25 protein-coding genes and 3 pseudogenes are annotated in these 23,677 nt (G+C 67.5%); 13 read left to right on the top strand and 15 right to left on the bottom strand.

Translation table 11 applies throughout. The features are described from left to right. The 6 genes from AC1DSO_RS20970 to AC1DSO_RS20945 form a co-directional block, all read left to right on the top strand. A partial coding sequence (locus AC1DSO_RS20970; protein WP_477070649.1) for a GDP-mannose 4,6-dehydratase occupies positions 1 to 545 on the top strand: 545 nt, incomplete at its 5' end. Beyond that, positions 542 to 1,189 (top strand): acetyltransferase, encoded by a 648-nt coding sequence (locus tag AC1DSO_RS20965; RefSeq protein WP_477070648.1) that lies wholly within the window; start codon positions 542 to 544, stop codon positions 1,187 to 1,189. The genes AC1DSO_RS20970 and AC1DSO_RS20965, both read left to right, overlap by 4 nt. After that, entirely contained in the window at positions 1,186 to 2,313 is a 1,128-nt protein-coding gene (locus AC1DSO_RS20960) for a DegT/DnrJ/EryC1/StrS family aminotransferase (RefSeq protein ID WP_477070647.1), read from the top strand. Before AC1DSO_RS20965 ends, AC1DSO_RS20960 begins: the two co-directional genes overlap by 4 nt. Before the next feature lie 3 nt (positions 2,314 to 2,316). Then, entirely contained in the window at positions 2,317 to 3,354 is a 1,038-nt protein-coding gene (locus AC1DSO_RS20955; RefSeq protein WP_477070646.1) for a glycosyltransferase family 4 protein, read from the top strand. Next, the gene (locus AC1DSO_RS20950) at positions 3,351 to 4,388 is read left to right on the top strand and encodes a glycosyltransferase family 4 protein (protein WP_477070645.1); all 1,038 of its coding nucleotides are present in this window, start codon (positions 3,351 to 3,353) and stop codon (positions 4,386 to 4,388) included. Before AC1DSO_RS20955 ends, AC1DSO_RS20950 begins: the two co-directional genes overlap by 4 nt. Positions 4,389 to 4,444: 56 nt before the next feature. Further along, complete coding sequence (locus tag AC1DSO_RS20945) at positions 4,445 to 6,025, top strand: TolC family outer membrane protein (protein WP_477070644.1); 1,581 nt, start codon at positions 4,445 to 4,447, stop codon at positions 6,023 to 6,025. Here the strand turns inward: AC1DSO_RS20945 and AC1DSO_RS20940 are convergent. After that, positions 6,022 to 7,212, bottom strand: coding sequence for a glycosyltransferase family protein (locus tag AC1DSO_RS20940; protein ID WP_477070643.1), 1,191 nt, complete (start codon positions 7,210 to 7,212; stop codon positions 6,022 to 6,024). The genes AC1DSO_RS20945 and AC1DSO_RS20940 overlap by 4 nt on opposite strands. A gap of 274 nt (positions 7,213 to 7,486) precedes the next feature. On the opposite strand from AC1DSO_RS20940, the gene AC1DSO_RS20935 reads away from it, so the two are divergent. Then, positions 7,487 to 9,022 (top strand): methyltransferase regulatory domain-containing protein, encoded by a 1,536-nt coding sequence (locus tag AC1DSO_RS20935; RefSeq protein ID WP_477070642.1) that lies wholly within the window; start codon positions 7,487 to 7,489, stop codon positions 9,020 to 9,022. A gap of 566 nt (positions 9,023 to 9,588) precedes the next feature. Here AC1DSO_RS20935 and AC1DSO_RS20930 read toward each other — a convergent pair. The 4 genes from AC1DSO_RS20930 to AC1DSO_RS20915 all read right to left on the bottom strand — a co-directional run bounded on the left by AC1DSO_RS20930 (position 9,589) and on the right by AC1DSO_RS20915 (position 12,620). Next, positions 9,589 to 10,338 carry a DUF599 domain-containing protein gene (locus tag AC1DSO_RS20930; protein WP_477070641.1) on the bottom strand — a complete coding sequence of 250 codons (750 nt, stop codon included), beginning with the start codon at positions 10,336 to 10,338 and terminating at the stop codon, positions 9,589 to 9,591. Positions 10,339 to 10,438: 100 nt separating this feature from the next. Beyond that, positions 10,439 to 11,890, bottom strand: coding sequence for an MFS transporter (locus AC1DSO_RS20925; RefSeq protein ID WP_477070640.1), 1,452 nt, complete (start codon positions 11,888 to 11,890; stop codon positions 10,439 to 10,441). A gap of 72 nt (positions 11,891 to 11,962) precedes the next feature. Then, positions 11,963 to 12,118, bottom strand: a complete 156-nt coding sequence (locus AC1DSO_RS20920) for a DUF3309 family protein (RefSeq protein WP_477070639.1) — start codon at positions 12,116 to 12,118, stop codon at positions 11,963 to 11,965. Positions 12,119 to 12,224: 106 nt separating this feature from the next. Beyond that, entirely contained in the window at positions 12,225 to 12,620 is a 396-nt protein-coding gene (locus AC1DSO_RS20915) for a DUF983 domain-containing protein (RefSeq protein WP_477070652.1), read from the bottom strand. 278 nt (positions 12,621 to 12,898) lie between these two features. On the opposite strand from AC1DSO_RS20915, the gene AC1DSO_RS20910 reads away from it, so the two are divergent. Beyond that, a complete protein-coding gene (locus AC1DSO_RS20910) occupies positions 12,899 to 13,066 on the top strand; it encodes a hypothetical protein (RefSeq protein WP_477070638.1) in 168 nt (55 codons plus the stop codon). On the opposite strand, the gene AC1DSO_RS20905 is transcribed toward AC1DSO_RS20910, so the two are convergent. The 4 genes and pseudogenes from AC1DSO_RS20905 to AC1DSO_RS20890 all read right to left on the bottom strand — a co-directional run bounded on the left by AC1DSO_RS20905 (position 13,063) and on the right by AC1DSO_RS20890 (position 16,560). Then, positions 13,063 to 13,200 (bottom strand): entericidin A/B family lipoprotein, encoded by a 138-nt coding sequence (locus tag AC1DSO_RS20905; RefSeq protein WP_477070637.1) that lies wholly within the window; start codon positions 13,198 to 13,200, stop codon positions 13,063 to 13,065. The two genes, AC1DSO_RS20910 and AC1DSO_RS20905, sit on opposite strands and share 4 nt — an antisense overlap. An 88-nt stretch (positions 13,201 to 13,288) precedes the next feature. After that, a pseudogene (locus AC1DSO_RS20900) lies at positions 13,289 to 13,588 on the bottom strand (beta/gamma crystallin-related protein); the annotation flags it as partial. A gap of 152 nt (positions 13,589 to 13,740) precedes the next feature. Beyond that, positions 13,741 to 14,373: a beta/gamma crystallin-related protein gene (locus tag AC1DSO_RS20895; RefSeq protein WP_477070636.1), complete on the bottom strand. Its 633-nt coding sequence runs from the start codon at positions 14,371 to 14,373 to the stop codon at positions 13,741 to 13,743. A gap of 84 nt (positions 14,374 to 14,457) precedes the next feature. Then, entirely contained in the window at positions 14,458 to 16,560 is a 2,103-nt protein-coding gene (locus AC1DSO_RS20890) for an acylase (RefSeq protein ID WP_477070651.1), read from the bottom strand. 171 nt (positions 16,561 to 16,731) lie between these two features. On the opposite strand from AC1DSO_RS20890, the gene AC1DSO_RS20885 reads away from it, so the two are divergent. Both AC1DSO_RS20885 and AC1DSO_RS20880 read left to right on the top strand, forming a co-directional pair. Continuing rightward, positions 16,732 to 17,613 carry an alpha/beta hydrolase gene (locus tag AC1DSO_RS20885; RefSeq protein ID WP_477070635.1) on the top strand — a complete coding sequence of 294 codons (882 nt, stop codon included), beginning with the start codon at positions 16,732 to 16,734 and terminating at the stop codon, positions 17,611 to 17,613. 91 nt (positions 17,614 to 17,704) lie between these two features. After that, positions 17,705 to 18,457: a class I SAM-dependent methyltransferase gene (locus tag AC1DSO_RS20880; protein WP_477070634.1), complete on the top strand. Its 753-nt coding sequence runs from the start codon at positions 17,705 to 17,707 to the stop codon at positions 18,455 to 18,457. Positions 18,458 to 18,469: 12 nt separating this feature from the next. On the opposite strand, the pseudogene AC1DSO_RS20875 reads toward AC1DSO_RS20880, so the two are convergent. Further along, positions 18,470 to 18,591: pseudogene (locus AC1DSO_RS20875) on the bottom strand (hypothetical protein); the annotation flags it as partial. A 13-nt stretch (positions 18,592 to 18,604) separates the two neighbouring features. After that, the gene (locus AC1DSO_RS20870) at positions 18,605 to 19,690 is read right to left on the bottom strand and encodes a L,D-transpeptidase family protein (RefSeq protein ID WP_477070633.1); all 1,086 of its coding nucleotides are present in this window, start codon (positions 19,688 to 19,690) and stop codon (positions 18,605 to 18,607) included. Positions 19,691 to 19,775: 85 nt separating this feature from the next. Here AC1DSO_RS20870 and AC1DSO_RS20865 point away from each other — a divergent pair, with 85 nt between their 5' ends. Next, positions 19,776 to 20,855 carry a D-alanyl-D-alanine carboxypeptidase family protein gene (locus AC1DSO_RS20865; RefSeq protein WP_477070632.1) on the top strand — a complete coding sequence of 360 codons (1,080 nt, stop codon included), beginning with the start codon at positions 19,776 to 19,778 and terminating at the stop codon, positions 20,853 to 20,855. On the opposite strand, the gene AC1DSO_RS20860 is transcribed toward AC1DSO_RS20865, so the two are convergent. Then, complete coding sequence (locus AC1DSO_RS20860; protein WP_477070631.1) at positions 20,785 to 21,405, bottom strand: glutathione S-transferase family protein; 621 nt, start codon at positions 21,403 to 21,405, stop codon at positions 20,785 to 20,787. The two genes, AC1DSO_RS20865 and AC1DSO_RS20860, sit on opposite strands and share 71 nt — an antisense overlap. Continuing rightward, the gene (locus AC1DSO_RS20855) at positions 21,402 to 21,590 is read right to left on the bottom strand and encodes a hypothetical protein (protein ID WP_477070630.1); all 189 of its coding nucleotides are present in this window, start codon (positions 21,588 to 21,590) and stop codon (positions 21,402 to 21,404) included. The genes AC1DSO_RS20860 and AC1DSO_RS20855 overlap by 4 nt, the downstream gene beginning before the upstream one ends. A gap of 63 nt (positions 21,591 to 21,653) precedes the next feature. On the opposite strand from AC1DSO_RS20855, the gene AC1DSO_RS20850 reads away from it, so the two are divergent. Further along, the gene (locus tag AC1DSO_RS20850; protein ID WP_477070629.1) at positions 21,654 to 22,238 is read left to right on the top strand and encodes an Ig-like domain-containing domain; all 585 of its coding nucleotides are present in this window, start codon (positions 21,654 to 21,656) and stop codon (positions 22,236 to 22,238) included. A 26-nt stretch (positions 22,239 to 22,264) separates the two neighbouring features. Here AC1DSO_RS20850 and AC1DSO_RS20845 read toward each other — a convergent pair. Beyond that, positions 22,265 to 22,372: pseudogene (locus AC1DSO_RS20845) on the bottom strand (hypothetical protein); the annotation flags it as partial. Between the two features lie 88 nt (positions 22,373 to 22,460). Here AC1DSO_RS20845 and AC1DSO_RS20840 point away from each other — a divergent pair. Further along, a complete protein-coding gene (locus AC1DSO_RS20840) occupies positions 22,461 to 23,240 on the top strand; it encodes a protein NO VEIN domain-containing protein (RefSeq protein WP_477070650.1) in 780 nt (259 codons plus the stop codon). Between the two features lie 130 nt (positions 23,241 to 23,370). Here the strand turns inward: AC1DSO_RS20840 and AC1DSO_RS20835 are convergent. Next, positions 23,371 to 23,677, bottom strand: a 307-nt coding sequence (locus AC1DSO_RS20835) for a hypothetical protein (protein ID WP_477070628.1), incomplete at its 5' end; no start/stop codon positions are given.

Genomic DNA, 23,677 nt, shown 5'->3' with positions numbered 1-23,677 from the left:
CCTTCTATCCGCGTTCGCCCTATGCCGTGGCCAAGCTCTACGCCCACTGGATGACGGTGAACTATCGCGAGAGCTTCGGGCTGCACGCCTCGGCCGGCATCCTGTTCAACCACGAGAGCCCGCTGCGCGGCATCGAGTTCGTGACCCGCAAGGTCACCGACGCGGTGGCGGCGATCAAGCTGGGCCAGCAGAAGACGGTCGAGCTGGGCAATCTCGACGCCCAGCGCGACTGGGGCCACGCCCGCGACTATGTCGAGGCCATGTGGCTGATGCTGCAGCAGGAGACCCCGGACGACTACGTGGTCGCGACGGGCAAGACCTGGACGGTCCGCGCGATGTGCGAGGTGGCCTTCGCCACGGTCGGCCTGAACTATCAGGACCACATCACGGTCAATCCGAAGTTCCTGCGTCCGGCCGAGGTCGACCTGCTGCTGGGCGACCCGGCCAAGGCCAAGGCCAAGCTCGGCTGGGAACCCACCACGACCATGCAGGACATGATCGCCGAGATGGTCGAGGCGGACCTGAAGCGGCGCGCGGGAAAATGACCCTTGGCGTCGTCATCGGCGGCGTCGTCATCATCGGCGGCGGCGGCCATGCGAAGGTGATCATCGAGAGCCTGCGGGCCTCGGGCGAGACGGTCGCGGCGGTCGTCGACGCCGATCCTACGCCGCGCGAGGTGCTGGGCGTTCCGGTGGTCGGCGACGACCTGGCCCTGCCTGGCCTACGGGAGCAGGGGTTCTCCAAGCTGTTCGTCGCGATCGGCGAGAACCGTCTGCGCGAGAAGCTGGGCCGCAAGGGCCGCGAGCTGGGCTTCACCCTGGTCAACGCCATCCATCCCTCGGCCATCGTCTCGCCGACCGCGCGCCTCGGCGAGGGGGTCGCGGTCATGGCCGGCGTGGTGATCAACGCCGAAGCGCGGGTCGGCGACCTGGCCATCATCAACACCGGCGCGGTCGTGGATCACGACTGCCGGCTAGGCGCGGCCTGCCATCTGGGTCCGGCCTCGGCCCTGGCGGGCGGCGTGACCGTCGGCGAGCGGGCCTTCCTCGGCGTCGGCGCGCGGGTGATCCCGGGCGTGACCCTCGGCGCCGATACGATCATCGGCGCCGGCGGCGTTGTCGTGCGCGACCTTCCGGACGGGATCCTGGCGATCGGCGTCCCGGCGAAAATCAAAGGAGACCGGCCATGACCAGCCCGGCGAACACCCTGCCCAGGATTTCCGTCGCCGCCCCGCGCCTGGACGGCAAGGAGCGCGAATACGTGCTCGAATGCATGGACACGACCTGGATCTCGTCAGTCGGCCGCTTCATCTCCGAGTTCGAGAAGGGCTTCGCCGCCTATTGCGGCGTGCGCAACGCCATCGCCTGCAACAACGGCACGACGGCCTTGCACCTGGCCCTGGTGGCGCTGGACATCGGTCCGGGCGACGAGGTGATCGTGCCTAGCCTGACCTATATCGCCTCGGCCAACGCCGTGACCTATTGCGGCGCGACGCCGGTGCTGATCGACAACGATCCGCGCACCTTCAACCTCGACCCGGCCAAGCTGGAGGCGCTGATCACGCCGCGCACCAAGGCGATCATGCCGGTGCACCTGTACGGTCAGATCTGCGACATGGATCCGATCCTGGAGATCGCGCGCAAGCATGGCCTGAAGGTGGTCGAGGACGCGGCCGAGGCCGTCGGCGCCACCTACAACGGCAAGAAGTCCGGCTCGCTGGGAACGTGCGCCACGTTCAGCTTCTTCGGCAACAAGATCATCACCACCGGCGAAGGCGGGATGATCACCACCGACGACGACGAACTGGCCGCCAAGATGCGCCTGCTGCGCGGCCAGGGCATGGACCCGAACCGCCGGTATTGGTTCCCGATCGTCGGCTACAACTACCGCATGACCAACATCCAGGCCGCCATCGGCCTGGCGCAGCTCGAGCGCGTCGACGTCCACCTGGACGCTCGCGAACAGGTGATCGGCTGGTACGACGAGAAGCTGACGTGCCTGGGCAACCGCGTGATCAAGCCGTACGTCGCGCCGACCGGCCGCCACGTGTTCTGGATGTACACTGTGCGCCTGGGCGAGGGCCTGTCGACCTCGCGCGATCAGGTGATCAAGGATCTGGACGCCCTGGGCATCGAGAGCCGCCCGGTGTTCTATCCGATGCACGTCATGCCGCCGTACGCCCACCTGGCCAATGGCGACCTCGCCACCGCCGAAGCCTGCGGCGCCGACGGCCTGAACCTGCCGACCCATGCGGGCCTCTCCGAAGCCGATATCGACCGCATCGTCGCGGCGCTGGACCAGGTGCTGGTCTAGCCGATGCGGATCGTCCTGCTCTCCTCGATCGTGCCGTTCATCAACGGCGGGGCGCGCTTCATCGTCGAGTGGCTCGAGGAAAAGCTCGTCGAGGCCGGCCATGAGGTCGAGCGGTTCTATCTGCCGTTCACCGACGATCCGAACGAGATTCTGCACCAGATCGCCGCCTGGCGGCTGATCGACCTGACCCAGTGGTGCGACCGGGTGATCTGCTTCCGGCCGCCCGCCTATGTGGTGGACCATCCCAACAAGGTGCTGTGGTTCATCCACCATATCCGCACCTTCTACGACCTGTGGGATACGCCCTATCGCGGCATGCCGGACGACGCCAACACCCGGGCGATCCGCGACAACCTACGGGCTCTGGACACCCGCGCCATCGCCGAGTCCCGGGCGGTGTTCACCAACTCCCAGGTGGTCGCCGATCGGCTGAAGACCTTCAACGGCCTGGACGCCACGCCGCTGTATCCGCCAATCTATCAGCCCGAGCGCTTCACCCACACCGGTTATGGCGACGAGATCGTCGCGATCTCGCGCCTGGAGCCGCACAAGCGCCAAGCCCTGATGATCGAGGCCATGCAGCATGTGAAGACCGGCGTGAAGCTGCGATTGGCCGGCACGGCGTCCAGCCCCGAATACGGTCGCCAGCTGGTTCAGATGACCCGCGATCTGGGCGTCGCCGACCGGGTGATCCTCGAGGACCGCTGGATCAGCGAGGACGAGAAGGCGGAGATGCTGAAGGAAGCGCTGGCCATCGCCTACCTGCCCAAGGATGAAGACAGCTACGGCTATCCCTCGCTGGAGGGCGCCCACGCGCGCAAGGCCATCGTCACCACGACCGATTCCGGCGGCGTACTGGAGCTGGTCGAGCACGGCCGCAACGGCCTGATCAGCGCGCCCGATCCCCGGGCCCTGGCCGAGCAGTTCGACCGCCTGCACGCCGACAAGCAGGGCGTGGCCAAGATGGGAACCGCGTCGCTGAACCGCCTCGCCGAGATGAAGATCGACTGGAGCACCGTCGTGGAGCGGCTGACGGCATGAAAGTTCTGGTCGTCAACAACGCCGCCCCGTTCCAGCGCGGCGGAGCCGAGGAACTGGCTGACCACCTGGTCCGTCGTCTGAACGCCACGCCGGGCGTCCAGTCCGAGCTTGTCCGCGTTCCCTTCACCTGGGAGCCGGCCGAGCGGTTGATCGAGGAGATGCTGATCTCCAAGGGCATGCGGCTCTATAATGTCGACCGCGTGATCGGCCTGAAGTTTCCGGCCTATCTGATCCCGCACCACGACAAGGTGCTATGGCTGCTGCACCAGTTCCGCCAGGCCTATGACCTGTCGGAAGCGGGCCAGAGCCATCTCGATTTCGACGAGACGGGCAGGGCGGTGAAGGCGGCGATCCGCGCGGCCGACAACGACTGCTTCGCCCAGTGCCGCAAGATCTTCTGCAACTCGCCCGTCACCCAGAACCGGCTGATGAAGTTCAACGGCGTGGCCAGCGAGGTCCTGTATCCGCCGCTGAACGACGGTGAGCTGTTCACGGGCGGCGACTACGGCGACTACGTCTTCGCCGGCGGCCGGGTGGCGGCGGGCAAGCGTCAGCACCTGCTGATCGAGGCCCTGGCGCTGCTGCCGAACGGCCCCCGGCTGGTCATCGCCGGTCCGCCGGAGAACCAGGCCTATGCCGATCGTCTGCGCAAGCTGGTCGAGGACCTGGACCTGAAGGACCGGGTCGACCTGCGCTTCGGCTTCCACCCGCGCGCCGACATCGCCCGCTGGGCCAACGGCGCCCTGGTCTGCGCCTATCTGCCATTCGACGAGGACAGCGTGGGCTACGTGACCATGGAGGCCTTCGCCTCGGGCAAGGCCGTGCTGACGGTGACCGACTCCGGTGGTTTGCTGGAAATCGTCAGCCAGGACACCGGCGCGGTGGCCGAACCTTCGCCTCAGGCGTTAGCTCAAGTGTTGCATGGTTTGACGGCGGACAAGGCGCGCGCGATATCCCTCGGGGGCGCCGCGCGTCAACTCTGGCGCGACAAGAATGTCACATGGGAGGAGACGGTCCGCCGTCTTCTTGATTAAGCCACAAATTTTGGGTTGAAGGCCGGGTTAAGCTGAGATCCGCCCAAGTCTAGGAAGTGCGAGTGTTGTTGAAAACCTTGTCCGTTCGGTCGTCCGTCATCGCCATGGCCGTCGCCATGGCCGTGTTCGGTCGCGCCGAGCTCGCCCACGCCGAGACCTTGTCCGACGCGATCACCGCCGCCTATCAGAGCAATCCCAACATCCAGGCGCAGCGCGCCGCCATGCGCGCCCTGGACGAGAACTACACCCAGACCCGCGCGGCCTATGGTCTGCAGGCCAGCGCCTCCGTGGCCGAGAACTATGGTTGGCAGAAGGGCGCTCTGGAGCATAACGGAAGAGAAGCGGCCAGCCAGACGACCCAGCTGTCGCTCAGCCAGGCCCTGTATACCAATGGTCGCTATGCCGCGCGGCTGGCGGGCGTCGAGGCTCAGATCAAGGCCGCGCGCGAGAACCTGCGTCGCATCGAAATGGACCTGCTGGTCCGGGTCACCAACGCCTATATTTCCGTGCGCCGCGATCGTGAGGTGCTGCGCATCAGCCAAGGCGGCGAAGCTTGGCTTCGCAAGCAGCTGCAGGACACAGAGGACAAGTACTCGGTTCGCCAGGTGACGCTCACGGACGTGCAGCAGGCAAAAGCCCGTCTGGCGTCCGCCACCACCCAGGTCGCCAACGCGCAGGCGCAACTGAATGTCAGCGCAGCCTTCTACGCTTCGCTGATCGGCCACATGCCCGACACGCTCGAGCCGGAGCCGGACATCGATGGCCTGCCGGCCAGCCTGGACGAGGCCTTCAATCAGGCGGAGCAGGCCAATCCCAACCTCCTGGCCGCGGGCTATACGGAAAAGTCGTCGCGCGAAGGCGTCGCCGAGGCTCGCGCTCAACGCCTGTTTTCGGTCAGCGCGAACGCGGCTTACCGCAATGGCTCAAGCACGCCCTACTTCGGGCGTGGCGGCTTGCGCGAAGACACCGTCAATGCCGGGATCACCCTAAGTCAGCCCCTGTTCTCCGGCGGCCAGCTGAGCTCCGCCGTCCGCCAGTCGGTCGAGGAGAACAATCGCGACAAGCTGCTGATCGACGATGCGCGCCGCAACATGGTGCTGAGCGTCTCGCAGTACTGGGACCAGCTGGTCGCCGCCCGCAAATCGCTGGTCTCCCTCGAGGAGGAAATGAAGGCCGACACCAWCGCCTTCTACGGTGTGCGCGAGGAAGAGCGCTTCGCCCTGCGCAGCACGATCGAGGTCTTGAACGCCCAGGCCGAACTGCAGAACGCCCAGATCGGGTTCGTGCGCGGTCGGGCTAACGAATATGTCGGCCGCGTACAGCTGCTAGCCCAGGTCGGCACGCTGGAAGTCGGCAATCTGGCGCCGGGCGTCCAGTCCTACGACCCCGAGCGGCACTTCGAGAGGGTCCGCTACAAGGGCATGCTGCCGACAGATGTGATCGTCCAGGCCTTCGACAAGATCGCCCTGCCGATGGAGCCGAAGAAGCCCAAGGCCGGCGACACCACGCCGATCCGCCCGCCGTCCACCGACCTTCCGGCCAAGCCGATGTCCGCCGACAAGGTGACGCCGCCGCAGTCGATCAATGATCTGCCGAGCCTGAGCGACTCGCCGGTCGCCACCGCGCCGAAGGGCTAGGTCACGGGCAGCAGGTCGCGGATCATCCGCAGCCAGGCTTCGCGACCGAACGAGACGTGGCCGTTGCGCGCCGTGGCGGCCGCGAGTTCGGCGCGCCAGGCGTCGTCGGCGATCATCCGCGCCAGCTTGCCGGCCGCGTCCTCGATGCTGGCGTCGGCCCAACGGCCGGCGCGATAGATGGCGCCGTCGCCTTCGACCGGGATCAGGTCGAAATCGACCAGTCGGCTCGAGGCGGGGTCCATGAATTCGACGTTCGAGGACCAACCCGTCGCCAGGGTCGGCTTGCCCAGCCAAATGGCCTCGGCCAGCAACAGGCCGTAGCCCTCGGAGCGATGCAGCGACAGAACGATGTCGCTGCTGGCTGTCAGCGCGGCCATGTCGTCGGCGGACAGGCTCTCGGTCATCAGGCGGATCGACGGGTCGTCCGCCACTTGGTCCCGCAGCGCCTCGAACGTCTCGGGATAGAGATCGGCGCCGACGATCTTGCACAGCAACAGAGCGGGCTTGGACGCCATCGCATGCGCCCGTTGAAAGGCGCGCAGGGCGGCGTGGGGGTTCTTCCGTTGTGCGGTGGAACGTAAGTCGAAGGCCATCAGCACGACCACCGCGGCCTCGGGAAGGCCGAAGCGGGCGCGATCGGGCGCTGGGCGTGGATTGAGGTACAGCGGATAGGGCGCTGGCGAGACCTTCACGCGCGGGGGCGCGATCTTGCGGATGGCGTCGGCGGCGAACGCCGACGGCGTCCAGACCTCGTCGACGAGCGCGAAGGCGGCCTTCCACTCGGGCGGGACGTCTTCCAGCTCCCAGGCCCAGTATCCGACATGGCGACGGCCCTCCAGCGGACGCCCCTCGGTCTCGCGGACCCAGCGCAGCAGCTCCGGCGGATTGATGTGCGAGATCACCACGCCCCGTTCTTCGGCGGCGGGCGGCGGGAAGGCGGCCGGTAGGTCGACAGGGAAGCCGACCTGGGCGGACAGATCGATCGCGCGCGCGGCCAACCCCGCGTCGGCGAAACCCCGGGCCAGCATGCGCGCCCCTTCGCCGAGGCCGTGCACCGCGCCATGGAAGCCCACGACTGTGACGGGCAGGGTCGGCGGCAGGTTCCGGCGCTTGGCGCGACGACCGGCGCGCGCCTGGGCCGTGCGCTCCGCTTGCGCCTTGACCGCCGCGTCGAAGGCGTCGCTCACCGCCCTGAAGGTCGCGCTCGGTGCGCCCGCGGTTAGGTGCGCGGCTCGACGCACCGGAGCCGGCAGGTTTCGCCAGAGCGCGAGAAGGCGGGCTTTCATGAGCAATGTGTGCGGAATCGATCGCCGGACGGGCTGGATGACAGACCTATAGCGGCTCGCCGCGCGAGGACGCCACGCGAAAGGCGACCGTATGCTCGGTTCGATCGTGGCGCGAACTTGTCAGCGGCAGTGTTTCAATGCAGCAATTGGTTGTGAGCAGCCGTAAGGAGATCGCGTGTCGACCGAATGGAACGCTGGCTACGTCACCGACGTCAACTACACCTTTGGCTACTATGGGGAGCTGAACCCGCTCCGGTGCCGCCTTCCGCTTTTGATGGTTGGCCGGCACGCGCCGAGGATCGAGAACGCCTGTGAACTCGGCTTTGGACAGGGGCTTTCGGTTTCGATCCACGCCGCCGCCCAACCGGGGATCAACTGGTACGGCACCGACTTCAACCCGTCCCAGGCCGCCTTCGCCTCCGAGATGGTCCGACTAGCGGGAGCCGACGCCAAACTCTACGACGAGGCGTTCGCCGAGTTCTGCAGTCGCAAGGACCTGCCGGATTTCGACTTCATCGGCTTGCATGGCATCTGGACGTGGATCTCGGACGAGAACCGCGGCGTGCTGGTCGATTTCATTCGTCGCAAGCTGCGGCCGGGCGGCGTGCTCTATATCTCCTACAACACGCTGCCAGGCTGGTCGGCCTCGGCGCCGATCCGCCATCTGATGAAGCGCCACGCCGACGTGATGGGCGCGCCGGGGCAGGGGATCGTCGGCCAGACCGACGCGGCTCTGGGCTTCATCGATCAGTTCCTGGCGCTGGAGCCTCTCTACGCCAAGGCCAATCCCGGTGCGATGGAGCGGCTCAAGCAGGTCAAGGGCCAGGATCGAAAGTACTTGGCGCACGAGTACATGAATCGGGACTGGGACCCGATGTACTTCGCCGACATGGAAAGCTGGCTGGGCGACGCCAAGGTCGGATTCGCCAGTTCGGCCCACACGCTCGACAATCTGTACGACCTGAACATGACGCCGGCTCAGGCCGAGTTCATGCGGGGGATCCCCGACGTGTCGCTGCGGGAAACCATTAGGGACTACTGCGTGAACCAGCAGTTCCGGCGCGACTATTGGGTGCGCGGCGTGCGGGCCCTGGTGGGGCACGAGCAAGTCGCCGCCCTGCGCGAGGAACGGATCGTCCTGACCACCGCCAAGGAGGACCTGCCGTCAAAGGTGAGGGGGGTGATCGGCGAGGCGGGTCTGATCGATGAGATCTACCAGCCGATCTACGAACTCCTGCTGGACCACAAGCCCCATTCGATCCTGGAACTGGAAGCGCACCTCGGCGGCAAGAACGTCAACTTCGCGCAGTTGAGCTCGGCCCTGACGATCCTGCTTGGCCTTGGTGTCATCCAGGCCGCGGCCCCTGGCCAGGATCTCAGCAAGGCAAAGACCCGGACCCAGGCGCTGAACAAGGCGATTTCCCGCCGCGCCCTGTCGGTCGGCGACGTGGCCTACTTCGCGTCTCCGGTCACCGGCGGCGGCGTATCGGCGCCGCGGTTCAGCCAGCTGTTCTGGATCAGCAAGCAGAGCGGCGGCAAGACGTCCGACGACTGGGCCACCTTCGCTTGGCAGCTGCTGCAGGCGCAGAACCAGGCGATCATCAAGGATGGCGTGACCCTGCAAGGCGAGGATAATCTGGCCGAACTGAAGACAGAGGCCGCGCAATGGGGCGCGAAAATTCTTCCGGTCTGGACGGCCCTGGGTATCTAACGCCGCTTCGGCGCACGCGTTTAGCGGGAGTCGGGGACGGTCAGGCTCAACGGCGCTTTCCGGGCGCTCGCCACCGCTAGATTCGAAGCTCGCCTTGTTGGGGTGTGATTGTTAAATTTTGAAACCTTTTTGGACGTGATYGGGCTCCGTTCAAATGTAGTTTGCGGTGCGGCCGAAGAGGTGTGCGAAAATTCAGTGTTTGAAACCCTCCATTGGATTAAATCTTCCGGAGATTAATCTTCTCTGGAGAACTCTATAGATTGGCGACACTCTGACGCCCTCTCGCGCTGCCGCTCGTTGTGGTCGATATTTTGACTATTGATGCGGGAATCTGAAGGGGGCTTTGCAATAGCGGAAGTTGCAGGGCGAAGTCACGACGAAATGTCGGATTCTCGTAGCAGGGCGGTTGCGAAACCCGGCCGGTTAAGGTATAAAGAATAGGTCTACCCACAAGACTTCCCATTAGCCCCGCCGGTGACCACTTTCGCCGGCGGGGCTTATTGCATCTGGGGTCTGGGTGTTCGCGGCGAGACGAACGCCGCGCCGGGGCGACGTTCCTCAGCTTTCTAAATCCGGTCTTCCGGCGGCGGCGGCTCAAGCCGCGTCAGGTGCGGGCCGTGAGTCACCGGCTGGCGCTCCAGGATCTGGCGGACTTTGCGCACGGCGTTCGAGGCGCGGCTGCGGCGCTGGCGCCAAAGCAGCAGGGTCATGGCGCCCAGGGTGGCGCACAGGAAGGGCATGGGCCCCAGCAGCCACACGGCCGCCGCCAGGGCGAAATAGTAGGCGCGGACGCCGGCGTTGAACGCCGACAGGGCGGGGTTAAGGATGCCGCCCGCCGCTTCGGCGTACTCGGCCAGGATCGGGGGCGGGGCCCACATCGGCGCGGCGCCGATCGCGGCCAGGCAGTAGTTCATCTGGCGGATCGACCAGATGAAGTCGAGCAAGCCCCGCGCCAGGGCTACCAGCACCAAGCCCAGCTTGACCTGGAACATCAGCGGCGTGGTCTTGGCCAGCACGGCCAGGCCCTCGACGCTTTTCCAAGCGCTGTCGCCGCCGAACAGCACCCCGGCCGCGGCGGCGATCAGGATCAGGTTCGACGAGGCGAAGAAGCTGGCCGAATTGATCGCATGGCCCAGCAGTTGGCCGTCCAGCAGCGCGATTTCCCGCACCGCCATCTCCTGCATCCAGCGACGACGGATCACCGTCATGTCGGTGTTCAGCACGCCGCCGCCTTCGCCCAGCCGCTTGAGCATGGGCTCGTACAGCAGCCAGCAGGCGGCGAAGACGGTCAGGACGATGGTGTCGAGCAGATGCATGGTCGAAATCTAGCCGGACGCGGAGAGTCGGAAAACCAGGTTCATTTTTTGTTTGGCGCATGGCGGGCGCCGAAACCGCCCACACTTTCGGCTGCCATGCTCAGTCTTCAATGATCAGACTATTACGACCGGTGTCCTTCAGGACGATCGCGCAGATCAGGCCCAGGGTCATCACTCCGGCGACATAGAGATAGAAAGTGCTCTCCATCTTCTGGTGCTTGAAGGCCAGGGCGACCATCTCGGCCGTGCCGCCGAACAGCACATTGGCCAGGGCGTAGGGCAGGGCCACGCCCAGGGCGCGGATATGGGCGGGGAACAGCTCAGCCTTCACCACGGCGCTGATCGCGGTGTAGCAGGACTGGAAGGCGACCCCGGCCAGGATCAGGGCCAGGGCCGTGGTCACCGAGGTGGCGTGGCTGATGCCGGTCATGATCGGCCAGATGGTCAGGGCGCCGCCGCCGAAGGCCACGATCAGCATCGGCTTGCGGCCGACCTTGTCCGACAGCCAGCCGGCCAGGGGCTGCATCAGCATGAAGGCGATCAGGCTGAGCGCGCTGACCTCCGAAGCCTGGCCCTTGCTGAAGCCCGCGGTGTTGACCAGGAACTTCTGCATGTAGGTCGTGTAGACGTAGAAGGTCAGCGAGCCGCCGGCCGTCAGGCCCATGATCAGCAGGCTCTCGCGCGGATGGCGGCGGACCAGCGGCACGATCAGCGAGACGAAGAACAACACCAGAAACAGCGCGGCCAGGATCTGACCGGGGCGAGCCAGCGGCCCGGTGGTGACGCCGGTTACCCCGGCGGCCACGGTCAGCAGCAGAAAGAGGCTGGCGGCGGCCACCTGGCCGCGGGACAGGGTCTCGCGCTGGGCGGGAGCCTTGAAGGCGATGCTTTCGTCCAGCCCTCGGCGGATCCAGAACACCACCACGGCCAGCAGGGCCCCGATGGCGAACGGCACGCGCCAGCCCCAGGCCTTCAGGTCGGCTTCAGGCAGGCAGCGCTGCAAGACGATCAGCACGCCCAGGGCCAGCAGCTGGCCGGCGATCAAGGTCACGTAGTGGAAGCTGGACCAGAAGCCGCGCCGGGCCTTGCCGGCCATCTCGCTCATATAGGTGGCGCTGGCCCCGTACTCGCCGCCGACCGACAGGCCCTGCAGCACGCGGGCGAATAGGAGGATGGCCGGGGCCCACAGGCCGATGGTCTTGTAGCCGGGGGTGAGGGCGATGATCAGGGCACCGCCGCACATCAGGGCCACCGAGGCCGACAGGGCTGCGCGGCGGCCGGCGTGGTCGGCGTACATGCCCATCAGCCAGGCCCCGATCGGCCGGGCCACGAACCCCAGGAAGAACACCGCCGCCGCCTGCAGCAGCTGCACGGTCTGGTCGCCCTTGGGGAAGAAGGCGGGGGCGAAATAGAGGGTGAAGGCGGCGTAGGCGAACCAGTCGTACCATTCGACCAGGTTGCCGGCCGAGCCGCCCAGGATGGCCTTGGCCCGGGCCAACGGCGACAGGCGCGTGCCCCCGTTGTCGGATGCCGCTTCGGCGGTCGCCGTCATGGTGGTCTCCCCTCCCGGTTCGGAGGGGAGCTTAGGCGAACGCCGGTCTAGGGCAAGCGCTCGAACGCGGCGCTAGATCCTGCCGAGCAAGACCAGGATGATGATGATCACCAGGATCAGGCCAAGGCCGCCGCTGGGGAAATAGCCCCACGAGCGGCTGTGACCCCAGGTGGGTAGGGCGCCGACGAGGGCCAGGATCAGAATAATGATAAGGATGGTGCCGAGCATGGTCCGAAGTTTCCTCCAAATCCCACGGTCGCCACCGTGGCGACGCTGGGGTCAGGTCTTCGGAATACCTAGCGGCGCTTGTCGGTTCCGCGCTGTTTGGTTCCCGCTAGAGGGGCGTGTCTTCGGCTTTTCTCAGACGGAAGGCCCACAGCGCGCCGATCACGCCGCCCTTCACGCGCGGCAGCAGCAGCAGGGTCAGGACGGCCAGCGGGATCAGGGTCAGCGGCGCGACCAGCAGCGGCGAAGCCTGCCAGATCCAGGGCAAGAACAGCAACGGCGCCACGAACAGGTGGCCGACCAACAGGATGGTGAAATAGGCCGGACCGTCGTCGGCGGGATAACCGGCCAGCTCGTGGCCGCAAGCCTCGCACTCGGGGTCGACCTTCAGATAGCGCATATACAGCCGGCCGTCGCCGCAGTTGGGACAGCGGTGCAGCAGGCCGCGCTTGAGGCCGGTAAGCAGCGGTGACGCGGGTTGGGACACGGACTGGGACTCTGGCATGGCGCTCATATGCGCCTCCCGGCGCGGCGAGAAAAGGGCGACCAGCCGTCGCACGGGCGACGTTTTGTCCATGTCGAAAGTAAGTAACGGTGAACCGTTTCTCGGATTTGACCTGGATCAAACCGTGCAAACGATGTCTCGCTCGGTTTCTGGAATAGTCCTGGTTAATGAAGACTGTATTTCAGAGCGCCGCTTCCGAATAGAATGCCCTCAATCTGGGTTCGGAACCGCCGTGATGTCATGGCGTTGATCGCGTGTGCTGAGAAGCGAAGCGAAACATGACGCCAGACCCCGACACGCCGTCCAATGAAACCTCGAAACCGCCCCGCCAAGGCGAGGCGGTCTCCAAGGCCGAACACGCCGTCCGCCAGGCCCCGGAAGGCGCCGTCGCCGCGCACGAGAAGCGGTCGATCGGCGCCGAGACCTCGCGGGAGGAGGACGCCTAGTTCTTGGCGTCGCGGGCGGCGCCGGCGACGGCCTTGCCGGCGGCCGAGACGTCGCGTCCCGCGCCTTCGATGGTGTTGCAGGCCGAGACCAGCAGGGCGGTCGCGGCGGCGGCGAGGACGATCATCTTGCGCATTAAAAGCTCCAGCTTTGAGGCGGCGGGACCTTAACCGCGCGCCGCGCCGGGCTTCAAGAGGCCAGGCGCGGCTTGGGGCTTCTTAGCGTCAGCGCGCCCGGCGGACCGAGCTGTAGCGATCGTTCTGCTTCTTGGGCAGGCTCGCCGCGTCGTAGTCGTAGCGCCAGCACTTGCCCTGATAGTAGGCGTGCTCGCAAAACTCCCAGGCCCCGCGCGAAATGCGCATGGACGAGACGCGGTCGTTGAAGCCAAGCCGCGACAGGTCCGGCGCATCGCCGCGCAGAGGACGGGCCTCGCCGCGGAAGCCGTCGTGCTCGAACAGGACGACCTCGCCGCCACCGCCCCAGCGGCTGCCGCCACGCCGGTCATGACGCCAGTCATCGCGTCGTTGGTCCTGGCTATCGTCACCATGATGGTCGTAGCCGCCGCCGCCACCATGATGGTCGTCGCGAAGGGGCTCCTGGGCAACGGCGGCGGTGGTCAGGAGCGCCACGGCCCCACAGGCGATCAGGAAGGCGATCTTGCGCATGTCCAGGCCTCCTAGCGCACGCGGCGGATCGAGCTGATCCCGTCGTTCCACTCGCGCGGCAGGATGGCCTGGTCGGCGTCGAGACGGCTGCAACGGCCCTGGTAGTTGGCGTGCTCGCAGATCTCCCACCGGCCGCCGGCGCGACCGACCTTGATCGACGAGGCCCGGTCGTTGAACTTGACGGCGCCGAGATCGGGCATGTCGCCGATCACTTCATAAGCGCGGCCTTCATAGTTGGGGTCTTCGAACATCACGATGTCCGCGCGATAGCCGCCACCCGGACGACCGCCGCCGTAGCCACCGCCGCCGCCATTGTAGCCRCCGCCACCGTTCCAACCGCCGCCGCCGCCGGGGTTGTTGAAGCCGGCGCACTCCAGGCGACCGTCACGGTTTTCCAGGCCTTGGCTCCCGCAATCACGGGCGCGGGCGCTAGACCATTCCCAGCCGCCGCGACCGCTCTGGCAGCGAGCCCAGACTTGGCCATTGAAGGCGGTGATATCGCGGCACGAGCGGGTGTAAGAGCCGCGCGGCGGATCATCGTACTGGCCGTTCCAGCTCGGCGCCTGGGCCGAGGCCGCGCCGGCCAGCGACAGGGCGGCCAGAGAGAGGACGGTCTGGGCCGCCAGGGCGAAGGTCTTGTGCATGTCGTTTCCCCACCAGAAAGCTTCGTTGTGAAGCCAGCTAGCCGCTCGCCAACTGAACGGCGGCTGAACGGCCCAGCTTAACCTTCAGCGGCCGCCGGGGCGATAGTCCACCCTGACGTGTCCCTTCAGCTGCGCCTCGGTGAACAGCACGGGCTTGGTCTTCATGGCCACGAACAGCGGGGTCTGGTCGGCATAGTGCGGCGAGGTCTTGTCCAAGGTCGCCGAGCCGAACTGGTGGATGCTCTCCGAACGGAGCTGTCCGGCTTTGTCCCAGGTGACGAACATGATGAAGGTGTCGCCGCCGTCGGCGGTGGTCGTGCCGTCCTTCTGCGGGATGCCCCACACCGAGCGATAGGTGTCGGCCGCGCCGTCGATCGGCAGGTCGACGCTTCCACGCCGGATGCGGTTGACCTGACCCCATTCGGGGTCCAGGCGGCCGAAATGGGTCTTCAGCGTCGTGATCGCCGCGCGCAGGCTGTCGATCGGCGCGGGGGCCGGGTCGCCGTTCACATGGGCGAACAGGATCGGCTGGGTCATCAGCGCCGCCAGGGCCGCGCCGCGATCGTGGACGTCGGCCTTCCTGTCCCAGGCTCGGAGGATAGCCTGAGCCTTGGCCAGGTCGGCGTCGCCCTTGGGATCGATCGCCGTGACCTCGCGGACCATGTCCATGACGCTGGAGCGGTCGCTGAACGCCACGTCGAACTTGTGGGCCCGGAAGCTGGCGTCGGTGATCGCGTGGTCGGTCCCGAAGGTTTCTAGCGCCCGCCAGGCGCGGTTGGTCATGTTGGTCTGCAAGCCCATCGAGGCCGGGAAGTCGGCGGGCTTGAGATTGTCGGCGTCCTCGCTGGCCCGGAACGGGCTGTTGTTGGAGTTGAACACCAGGCCCGATTTCGGATTCCACAGCTGCGGGCTCTGCTCGACGGGGCGATAGCCCTGCCAGACCAGGTCCGAACGATCGCCGGGCAGGATCCCCGCCCAGTCGGCGGCGACCGTGCGGTTCGGGTACTGGCCGTTGTGGACGAAGCCGATGTTCCCCGCCGCGTCGGCATAGATGTAGTTGAGGCTGGGGATGGCGTGGGTGGCGATGGCGGCGCGCCACTCGTCCATCGTCCGCGCGTGGTTCAGCCGCCAGTACTGCAGCGGCTGGCGCCACTCGCCCATGCCGGCATAACGGATCGCGAAGACGCCATGGTCGGTCTCCAGCACCGGCCCATGGACCGAGCGCAGCACCGCCTTGCGGACGGGCAGGACGATGGGGCCGAGCAGCTTCACACGCAGGGTGACCCAGCGCTTGTCGAAGTCCTTCCACTGGCCGTCCAGCCGGTACTGGTTCTTGTTCTTGGGATTGAGGGTCAGGCGGTAGACGTCGACCAGGTCGGGCTTGGACACGGTGTTGGCCCAGCCGAGTGTGGCGTTGTGGCCGTGCAGCATGAACGGCGCGCCGGGGAAGAAGCCGCCGGCCACGTGCCAGCCCTGGCCGCTCTCGACCACCGCCTCGTACCAGGCGACGGGACCGGTATAGGGCTGGTGCGAATTGACCAGCAGGCGGGTGGCCCCGTCGGCGCTACGGGCGGGCGCGGTGGCCAGGCCATTGGAGCCCTTGGGCGGAGCGCTTTCGGTCGTTGGCGAAGTCAGCTGCTTCAACTCGCCGTCCAGGCCGTAGAAGAACGGCTGCTTGAACACGAAGCCGGCCTCGACGTCCTTGCCGGTCAGGGGCAGGAAGCCCGGCTTGAGCTTTTCCGGATGTTTGGCCGCATAGACGCTGACCCCGTCGGCATAGGCCTCCATCAGCTTGCGCAGCTCGGCGGGGAGTTCGTCGTAGTGGCGATCGACGGTCGGCCAGACGTCGAGCAGGGCCGAGACGTAGTCGGTTGGCGCGGCGCTCGCGCCCTTGCTGCGGGCCAGCACGCCACGCGTGGCCAGCGCCACGTCCTGCAAGGTCTCGAAATCGTCCTCGCTCTGGGCATAGGCCAGGCCGAAGGCCGCGTCGGCGTCGGTGCGTCCCAGCACGTGCGGCACGCCCCATTCGTCGCGGCGGATGCGGACGTCGTAGAGCTTGGCCTTGGCCAGGATGGCTTGCCGGTCCGGCGCCTTGGGCAGGCTGGCGCGATCGACCGCCACCAGCGTCGCGGCCGCCAGCACGACCAGCGCCAATAGCGCGCCGGCCCCGCGCAGGATCCACTTCAGCATGCTTGTTTCCCCCCGGCCTCCCCGGCCGTTCTATTCGTTATCGCCGATCATGCGCGCAAAGCCGGGCGGCGCGATAGGGCGACGCTACGGAAGGCAGTTGACGGCGGGATCTGTCACCGGTGTCATGGCTGCAACGTCCGGTTACGGGACGCATCGGAGAGGAAGCCCATGGTCTTCGCCTGGAACCGCCGCGCCTTGCTGGCCGCGGGCTTGTCCGTCGCCGCCGCGCCGGCCTTGGCCGCCGACACCCGGCCCGAGCCGATCGCGCTGTGGCCGGGCCCCGCGCCGGGCGGGGAACGGGTCAAGGCGGTCGAGCGGCTGGATCCCTACACCATGGCCGATGGGACGATCGACAACAGCGTCCTGGGCGTCACCCGGCCGACGGTGTCGATCTATCCGGGCGCGGGAAGCTCGCCGGCGAGGCTGGCGGTGCTGGTCATCCCGGGCGGCGGGTTCCGCAAGGTGGTCGCCGACAAGGAAGGCCACGCCATCGCCCGCTGGCTGGCGGGCGAGGGGATCACGGCGGGAGTGCTGGTCTACCGCATCCCCAGCGACGGCTGGAAGGCGGGCATGGACGCGCCGTTGCAGGATGCTCAGCGGGCTTTGCGGATCCTACGCGCGCGCAGTGGCGCGACCTTGGTCGGAACCTTGGGCTTCTCGGCCGGCGGCACGCTCGCGGCGGCCCTTGCCTCGCGCGGCGGCGCGCCGCTGTATCCGCCGGTCGACGCCCTGGACGCCATGGCCTCGCTGCCGGACTTTATCGGCTTGGGCTATCCGGCCCTGAATCTCCCCCGCGTGGGTCGGTCGGACTCGCCGTTCCGCAAGTTCACGACGCCGACGCGAGCCTTCCTGTTCCACGCGATCGACGACACGCGCGTCTCGATCGAGAACAGCCGCCAGGGCGCGGCGGCCATCCGCGCGGCGGGCGGGACGGCCGAGGAGCACGAATACGCCACCGGCGGCCACGGCTTCGCCCTGACCTCGCCGCCCGGCGCGCCCGCGGCGGCCTGGGCGCCGGCATTCCTGGCCTGGGCGCGGGCGCTGAAATGACTTCCCGAGGATGACGGCGATGTAATGATAACGTCGTTCGCTGGAGGCCATCGGCCTGCTACCAAAAGCGCCACAGCAAGGGAGGCGCGCAATGGCTCGCAAGCATTTGGTTTCGGTTCTGGCCCTTCTGGCGCTCAGCGTCAGCGGCGCCGCGTTCGCCGAGGTCCCCGCCAACATCGCCAAGGCGCTGGCCGATCCGTCGCGCCCGGCCGCCGACAGCGCCCGCGACGCGGCGCGCCATCCGGGCGAGATCCTGGCCCTGGCCGAGATCAAGCCGGGCGCCACGGTCGTCGACTACGTCATGGGCGGCGGCTACTTCACCCGCATCCTGTCGGGCGCCGTGGGTCCCAAGGGCACGGTCTACGCTTTCCAGCCCACCGAGTTCATCAAGTTCAAGGCCCAGTACGGCGAGGATCAGAAGACCACTGTCGCGGCCCTGGCCAACGCCAAGGCCCTGACCGGCCCGATGACGGCGCTGGATCTGCCCGACAATGTCGACGCGGTGATCACCGTCCAGAACTATCACGACATGCATCTGAAGCCGTTCCCGGTCGACACGGCCGCCAAGGCCAATGCCGAGATCTTCAAGTCGCTGAAGCCGGGCGGGGTGTTCCTGGTCGTCGACCACGCCGCCATCGCCGGCTCGGGGATCGGCGCGGCCGACAGCCTGCACCGCATCGACGTCGCCGCCGTGAAGAGCGAGGTCGAGGCCGCCGGCTTCAAGCTGGAAGCCGAGAGCCCGCTGCTGGCCAGCGCCGCCGACCCGCATACGGCCAGCGTGTTTGATCCCAGCATCCGCGGGAAGACGGATCAGTTCATCTTGAAGTTCAGGAAGCCGAAGTAACTTTAGATGCTCAAACAGCGTGTCATCCCGGACGCGCTCGCGCGATCCGGGACCCAGGGCAACCGCACTGCATTGGCCCCTGGGTCCCGGCTCTCCGCTTCGCTGCGGCCGGGATGACACGCGATTTGAGGCAATGAGGTCGGAGCCTTACGACGCCCGCGCCTCGGCGCCCATGAACACCACCTTGGCGCCCTTGTTGACGGCCGAGCCCAGTTCGGCCGCGTCCCAGTTGGTCAGGCGCACGCAGCCGTGCGAGGCGCGCTTGTTGACCAGCTTGGGGTCGGGCGTGCCGTGGATGCCGTAGGTGTCCTTGGTCAGGTCGATCCAGGTCGAGCCGACCGGATTGTTCGGCCCGGCCTTGATGGTCAGCTTGCCCTTGGGCTTGCCGAAGGTCAGGCGCGACGGATCGTAGGTGTAGGTGGGCCGGGGCGCCAGGGTGCGCACCGCCCATTCGCCGGACGGGGCAGGGCGTTCGGTGCTGCCGACCGTGGCTGGATAGACCGCCAGCTCGACGCCCTCCTTGTCGAAGGCGCGAACCTGGCCCAGGGCCTTGTCGATCTCGATGCGGTCGACCTTGCGGTCCAGCGTGTCGGCGCCGGGCGCCGTCACCATGATCGTCGTCCCCGCCGCGCCGAAGTCCGCGCCGGGATTGAGGGCCTGCAGCAAGGTTTCATCGACGTGGAAGCGTTCGGCCAGCATCTCAAGCGGGCTATGGTAGTTCATGGCCGGCAGGGCGGCCATCGCCTCATAGTCTTCCTTGGCGACGGGCGGCGAGAACGGGCCGGCCACGTCTTCCGGCGTGATCGTGTAGTCGACCAGCACCGGGCCGTTGTCGCCGGCGGTCAGGGTCTCAACCAGCTTGGCGTCGATCTCGCCATTGGCGGGCAGGTCGCGCGACGCCTGGAAGGCCTGGATCGCCAGCTTCAGATTGGTCCCGTCGCGGCCGTCGATGACGCCGGGCGAAAAATGGGCCCGGTCCAGCAGGGTCTGGACTCGGACCAGCAGGTCGCGATGCGCGTTCGGATCGGTCGCGGCCGGGTCGAAGGTCGCGCCGTTGATCGCCTGGGCGATCGGGGAGGCGGCGGCCACGGCCGGGGGCGCGGGGACCAGCGGCGTCTGGACGGGCGTCTTCTGAACGGTCTTCGCGGGAACAGGCTTGGCCGGTGGCTTGTCGTCACAGGCGCACAGGGCCAGGACGGCGATCAGGGCGAAACGGGAAACCAGGCCGGTCATGCAATCTCCAAGCGGAACGAGTCTTCCGTCTCAAGCCTTGAGCCATGGCGAAGTTCCACGAACGTGAGGGATCCGATTGAAGGCGTTGCGCCGTTTGCTGTGGGGCTTGGGACTGCTAGCGCTGGCCGTCGGCGGCTTCTGGCTGTGGGTGATCTGGCCGCCATGGGAGCAAGCTGGCCCGCCGTCACCGACCCCCGCCCAGCCGCGTGACGTGGCGGCCTACGCGCCGCCGCAGCACGTGCCTTCGATCGACCCGCCGTCAGCCCTGACGGCCCTATCCGGCGCGCCGGAGTCTTGCGACGCCGGCGACGCGCCCGAGACCGCCGCCGCCGTCAACGCCGCCTCGCTGTCCACCCTGATCTGGTCGCCGTTCGGCAAGCCCGAGACCGGCTGGGAGATCTACGCCCCACGCATCGCCGCCGAGATCGGTACGACCTGCGCGCCGGGCTCGAACGGCTTTGCTTCGGCCCTGGCCCGCTGGCAGGGCGCGCATGGCCTTCAGCGGACGGGCGTCGTCGATCCCGCCGTGTTCGCCGCCATGCTGGTGCGCTGGCATTTGGCGCGGCCGTTCGTACGGGTGAACCGCGAGGGAACCTGCCCCGGCGCGCCGCTCGACGCCAATCTGGCTCAGGCCGATCCCAAGGAGAGTTATGGCGGCAAGGCCATCCGTTTGCGGCCCGGCGCGCTGGACGCCTACCGCCGGATGGTGTCCGAGGCGAGGGCGGCGGGCGTGCTGCGCCGGCCCGAGAGCCTGATGATCTATTCCGGTTTCCGCAGCCCCGACGCCGACGCCCAGCGCTGCGCGCGGGACAACAATTGCCAGGGCCTGATCCGCACCATCTGCTCGGCCCACCGCACGGGCTTGGCCATGGACGTGTTCATCGACGCCGCGCCGGGCTTTGGTCCCGACTCCTCGGCCGACGCCAACCGGCTGGTGATGAGCCGCTCGCCGCTCTATCGCTGGATGGTGGTGAACGCGCCGCGGTTCGGCTTCGTCAACTACGCCTACGAGCCCTGGCACTGGGAGTGGACCGGCGAGCCGCTGCTGCCCGGCGTGCCGATCGCCAGCCTGCCCCAGGCGGGCTCGGAGCCGGTTATGGAACCTCCGGGAGGCTCCACTTCGAAAACGCCGGCCGCTGCTTCAGCCGCGCGTAATAGGCGTTGAGCGCCGGCCATTCCTCGCGCGCGATCGGGCTATGCAGCCAGCGGTGAACCGACAGGCCCAGAACGATGTCGGCGATGGTGAAGTGCTCGCCGGCCACATAGGCGCCGGTGTCGACCAGTCGCGCGTCCAGCAGGCCCATGGCCGTGTTCCAGGCCACGACGCTGGCCTCGATCTGCTGGGGATCCTCGAAGCCCGGGAACTTGCGCACCAGGCCCGCGAAGGCATAGCGCCAGGCCGTGTTCAGCTCGGTCGCCTGCCAGTCCATCCACTGGTCGACCAGGGCGCGCGCCCGGCGGCCGTCGGGGAATAGCGGCGTGCCCGCCGCCACATAGCGGCAGATGGCGTTGCTCTCCCACAATGGGCCGTCCTCGTCGATCAGCACCGGTACGAGGGCGTTGGGGTTCCACTGCAGGAACTTCGGATCGTTGGTGGGCGAAAAGCCTGCGCCCCAGTCCTCGCGCTCATAGGCCAATTCCAGTTCGTCCAGGGTCCAGAGGACCTTGCGGACGTTGATGGAAGAGGTACGTCCGAGGACCTTGGGGATCGTCACCGGGTCATCCAGGGCTTGGACTTGCCGGTCGGCGCGACGGCGCTGGCGCGCTCGATCTTGCCGGTCGAGGCCTTGGCCCCATGGCCGTGCTTGCCCTGGGCGGCCTTCTTCAGGCGCAGGGCGCGTTGCATCGGCGTCTCGTCGTTCGACGCTTCGGAGGCCGGAACTTCGGGTTTATCGGTCATAGGGGCGATGTAGGCCTCGAAAGACGCCTTGAGAAGGCCGCGCTTGAAGGTCAGTCTGGAAAGATGTCGCGCCGCCGTTCGGTTCCCCTCCTGATCGCTTTCGCCGCCCTGGTCGGGAGCTCTGTCGCATGGGGGGCTCACGCCCAAACTCGTCCCCAGACCCAGGTCCCGCCCAAGGACGAGCCCAACGCCGTCTCGCCGGTGCTGATCATGCCGCCGACCCTGCCGCCCAAGCTGGTCTCGACCTATCCGGCCGAGGGCGAGACCGTCGTGCCCGGCGTGCTGATCCTGAAGGTCTCGTTCGACCAGCAGATGTCGCCCAGCGCCTGGAACTACGCGCCCGCGCCGGGCGCCGAGCCGATGGACTGCGTGAAGACGCCGCGCCTGCTCGGCGACCAGAGGACCTTCGTGCTGCTGTGCCGGGTGTTGGCCAACAAGACCTATGGCGTGACGCTTAACGCCCAGCGGCCCGGCGGCTTCGCCAATCTCGGCGACAATCCGGCCCAGACGGCGGCCCTGACCTTCAAGGTCGATTCCGACACGCCGATCACCACCGTCCGGCGGGCGATGGAAGCGGCCAAGCTGCAGCCGGACCAGATGCCGGTGCAGGACGCGCCGATGGCGGTGGCGGTGAGCGCGGCGAAATAGCGGCGACCGCCGCACTGGTCGAATCTAAATCCCCCGTCATCCCGGGCGGCGAAGCCGACCCGGGACCCAGGGGCCAAGCGCAGTGCGGTGGCCCCTGGGTCCCGGCTCTCCGCTGCGCTGCGGCCGGGATGACAACGTAAATCAACGTGTTGGCCAGATGGCGTCACCGGACGCTCACCCAAGCGCCTAGCGCGCGCGGCCGCCTTGGCCCATCATCTTCCGATGACGGGGGAATCGGGCGGGCGCGACTGGACGGGGGCTGACCTCGCGGTGGTGGTGGGTGACTATGTCGCCCAGCTGGAGAAGACGCTCGCCGGCAAGCCGGTCGACCGCGCCAGCCACGACCGCACTGTCCGCTTCGTCACCGGCAAGTCGGACATGCCGATCACCTGGAAGCAGGGCGAGATCTCGGCGGTGCTGTCGCTGATCGGCCTGCCGATCCTGAAGGACCAGCCGCCGCGCTGGTCGTATGACGAGGCCCTGCTGGAGGCGGTCGAGGAGCAGTTGGCGGCCAAGCCGGCCCTGCTGGTCGCCGCCGTCCGGCCCGCCGCCCTGTTCTACGCCCCGTCGGCCGTCGCCCTGATCGAGACCGCGCCGCCTCGGCCGATGCCGATGGACGAGCGGCTGATCCGGATCATCCAGCGCTTCGACATGTCGGCCCGCGAGGCCGACGACCGCTTTCTGAAGGGCCTGGGCGTGGCCAGCATCGTCGCCCACGAGGCCCGCCGCCTGTCGGACCGGGGTCGCCCCGACCTGGCCGGCCAGATCCGCCCAGCCCGCGCCGGCGACCCCGACGGCTGCGACGTGGTCAGCTTCGGCCTGGACGAGATCCCGCGCCTGATCGTGGTCAAGACCACCCTGGCCGGCGAGGTCGCGCCGTTCGGCCTCAGCCACGCCGAGTTCGCCCTGGCCGAGGCCCAGCCCCACGCCTTCCGCATCCGCCGCGTCTACGACCTGCTGGGCGAGGGGCGGTTCTACCGGCTGAAGCCGCCGTTCGGGTGAAGGTGGGTTCCGGGCGCGGCGATCGTCCGCGAGGGGTGGTGAGCGGACCGTGGAATTCGCCGGTCATACGCGGAACCCCTCTCTCTATGAGAGAGGGATTTCGAACGTTCGCCAACGGTCGATCGCCGCTTCACCCCCTGTCCGGGTTCCCGCCAGCTTCCGCCCCATCAAGAAAGGCCAGGGCCGTATCGATGAGCCCCGGCGCGTCGGACATCTCGTAGTGGGTGACGCCCGGCAGGATGGCCAGCCGATGGCGGACCATGCCTGCGCCGTCCCAGCCCGCGTCGCGTAGGCCGCCGCCCAGCAGTTGATAGAAGCGGACGATGTGGTCCATCTCGAACATGTCGCTGTCGCCATAGACCAGCAGCGTGGTCGGCTTCAGGGTCTTGACGTCTTCTGACCAGTCGTAGGGCGTGCGAATAGCCTCGCCCATGCGC

The organism is Caulobacter sp. P4_E5, assembly GCF_056401555.1.
Note: the sequence above shows the minus strand (reverse complement) of the source record. Positions and strands in the feature narration are given on the sequence as shown.

Excerpts from the sequence above, each read along its gene's own strand:
- AC1DSO_RS20965 (WP_477070648.1), top strand. The coding sequence starts at position 542 with ATGACCCTTGGCGTCGTCATCGGCGGCGTCGTCATCATCGGCGGCGGC.
- AC1DSO_RS20960 (WP_477070647.1), top strand. The coding sequence starts at position 1,186 with ATGACCAGCCCGGCGAACACCCTGCCCAGGATTTCCGTCGCCGCCCCG.
- AC1DSO_RS20955 (WP_477070646.1), top strand. The coding sequence starts at position 2,317 with ATGCGGATCGTCCTGCTCTCCTCGATCGTGCCGTTCATCAACGGCGGG.
- AC1DSO_RS20950 (WP_477070645.1), top strand. The coding sequence starts at position 3,351 with ATGAAAGTTCTGGTCGTCAACAACGCCGCCCCGTTCCAGCGCGGCGGA.
- AC1DSO_RS20930 (WP_477070641.1), bottom strand. The coding sequence starts at position 10,338 with ATGCATCTGCTCGACACCATCGTCCTGACCGTCTTCGCCGCCTGCTGG.
- AC1DSO_RS20925 (WP_477070640.1), bottom strand. The coding sequence starts at position 11,890 with ATGACGGCGACCGCCGAAGCGGCATCCGACAACGGGGGCACGCGCCTG.
- AC1DSO_RS20920 (WP_477070639.1), bottom strand. The coding sequence starts at position 12,118 with ATGCTCGGCACCATCCTTATCATTATTCTGATCCTGGCCCTCGTCGGC.
- AC1DSO_RS20915 (WP_477070652.1), bottom strand. The coding sequence starts at position 12,620 with ATGCCAGAGTCCCAGTCCGTGTCCCAACCCGCGTCACCGCTGCTTACC.
- AC1DSO_RS20910 (WP_477070638.1), top strand. The coding sequence starts at position 12,899 with ATGACGCCAGACCCCGACACGCCGTCCAATGAAACCTCGAAACCGCCC.
- AC1DSO_RS20905 (WP_477070637.1), bottom strand. The coding sequence starts at position 13,200 with ATGCGCAAGATGATCGTCCTCGCCGCCGCCGCGACCGCCCTGCTGGTC.
- AC1DSO_RS20885 (WP_477070635.1), top strand. The coding sequence starts at position 16,732 with ATGGTCTTCGCCTGGAACCGCCGCGCCTTGCTGGCCGCGGGCTTGTCC.
- AC1DSO_RS20880 (WP_477070634.1), top strand. The coding sequence starts at position 17,705 with ATGGCTCGCAAGCATTTGGTTTCGGTTCTGGCCCTTCTGGCGCTCAGC.
- AC1DSO_RS20870 (WP_477070633.1), bottom strand. The coding sequence starts at position 19,690 with ATGACCGGCCTGGTTTCCCGTTTCGCCCTGATCGCCGTCCTGGCCCTG.
- AC1DSO_RS20855 (WP_477070630.1), bottom strand. The coding sequence starts at position 21,590 with ATGACCGATAAACCCGAAGTTCCGGCCTCCGAAGCGTCGAACGACGAG.
- AC1DSO_RS20850 (WP_477070629.1), top strand. The coding sequence starts at position 21,654 with ATGTCGCGCCGCCGTTCGGTTCCCCTCCTGATCGCTTTCGCCGCCCTG.
- AC1DSO_RS20840 (WP_477070650.1), top strand. The coding sequence starts at position 22,461 with ATGACGGGGGAATCGGGCGGGCGCGACTGGACGGGGGCTGACCTCGCG.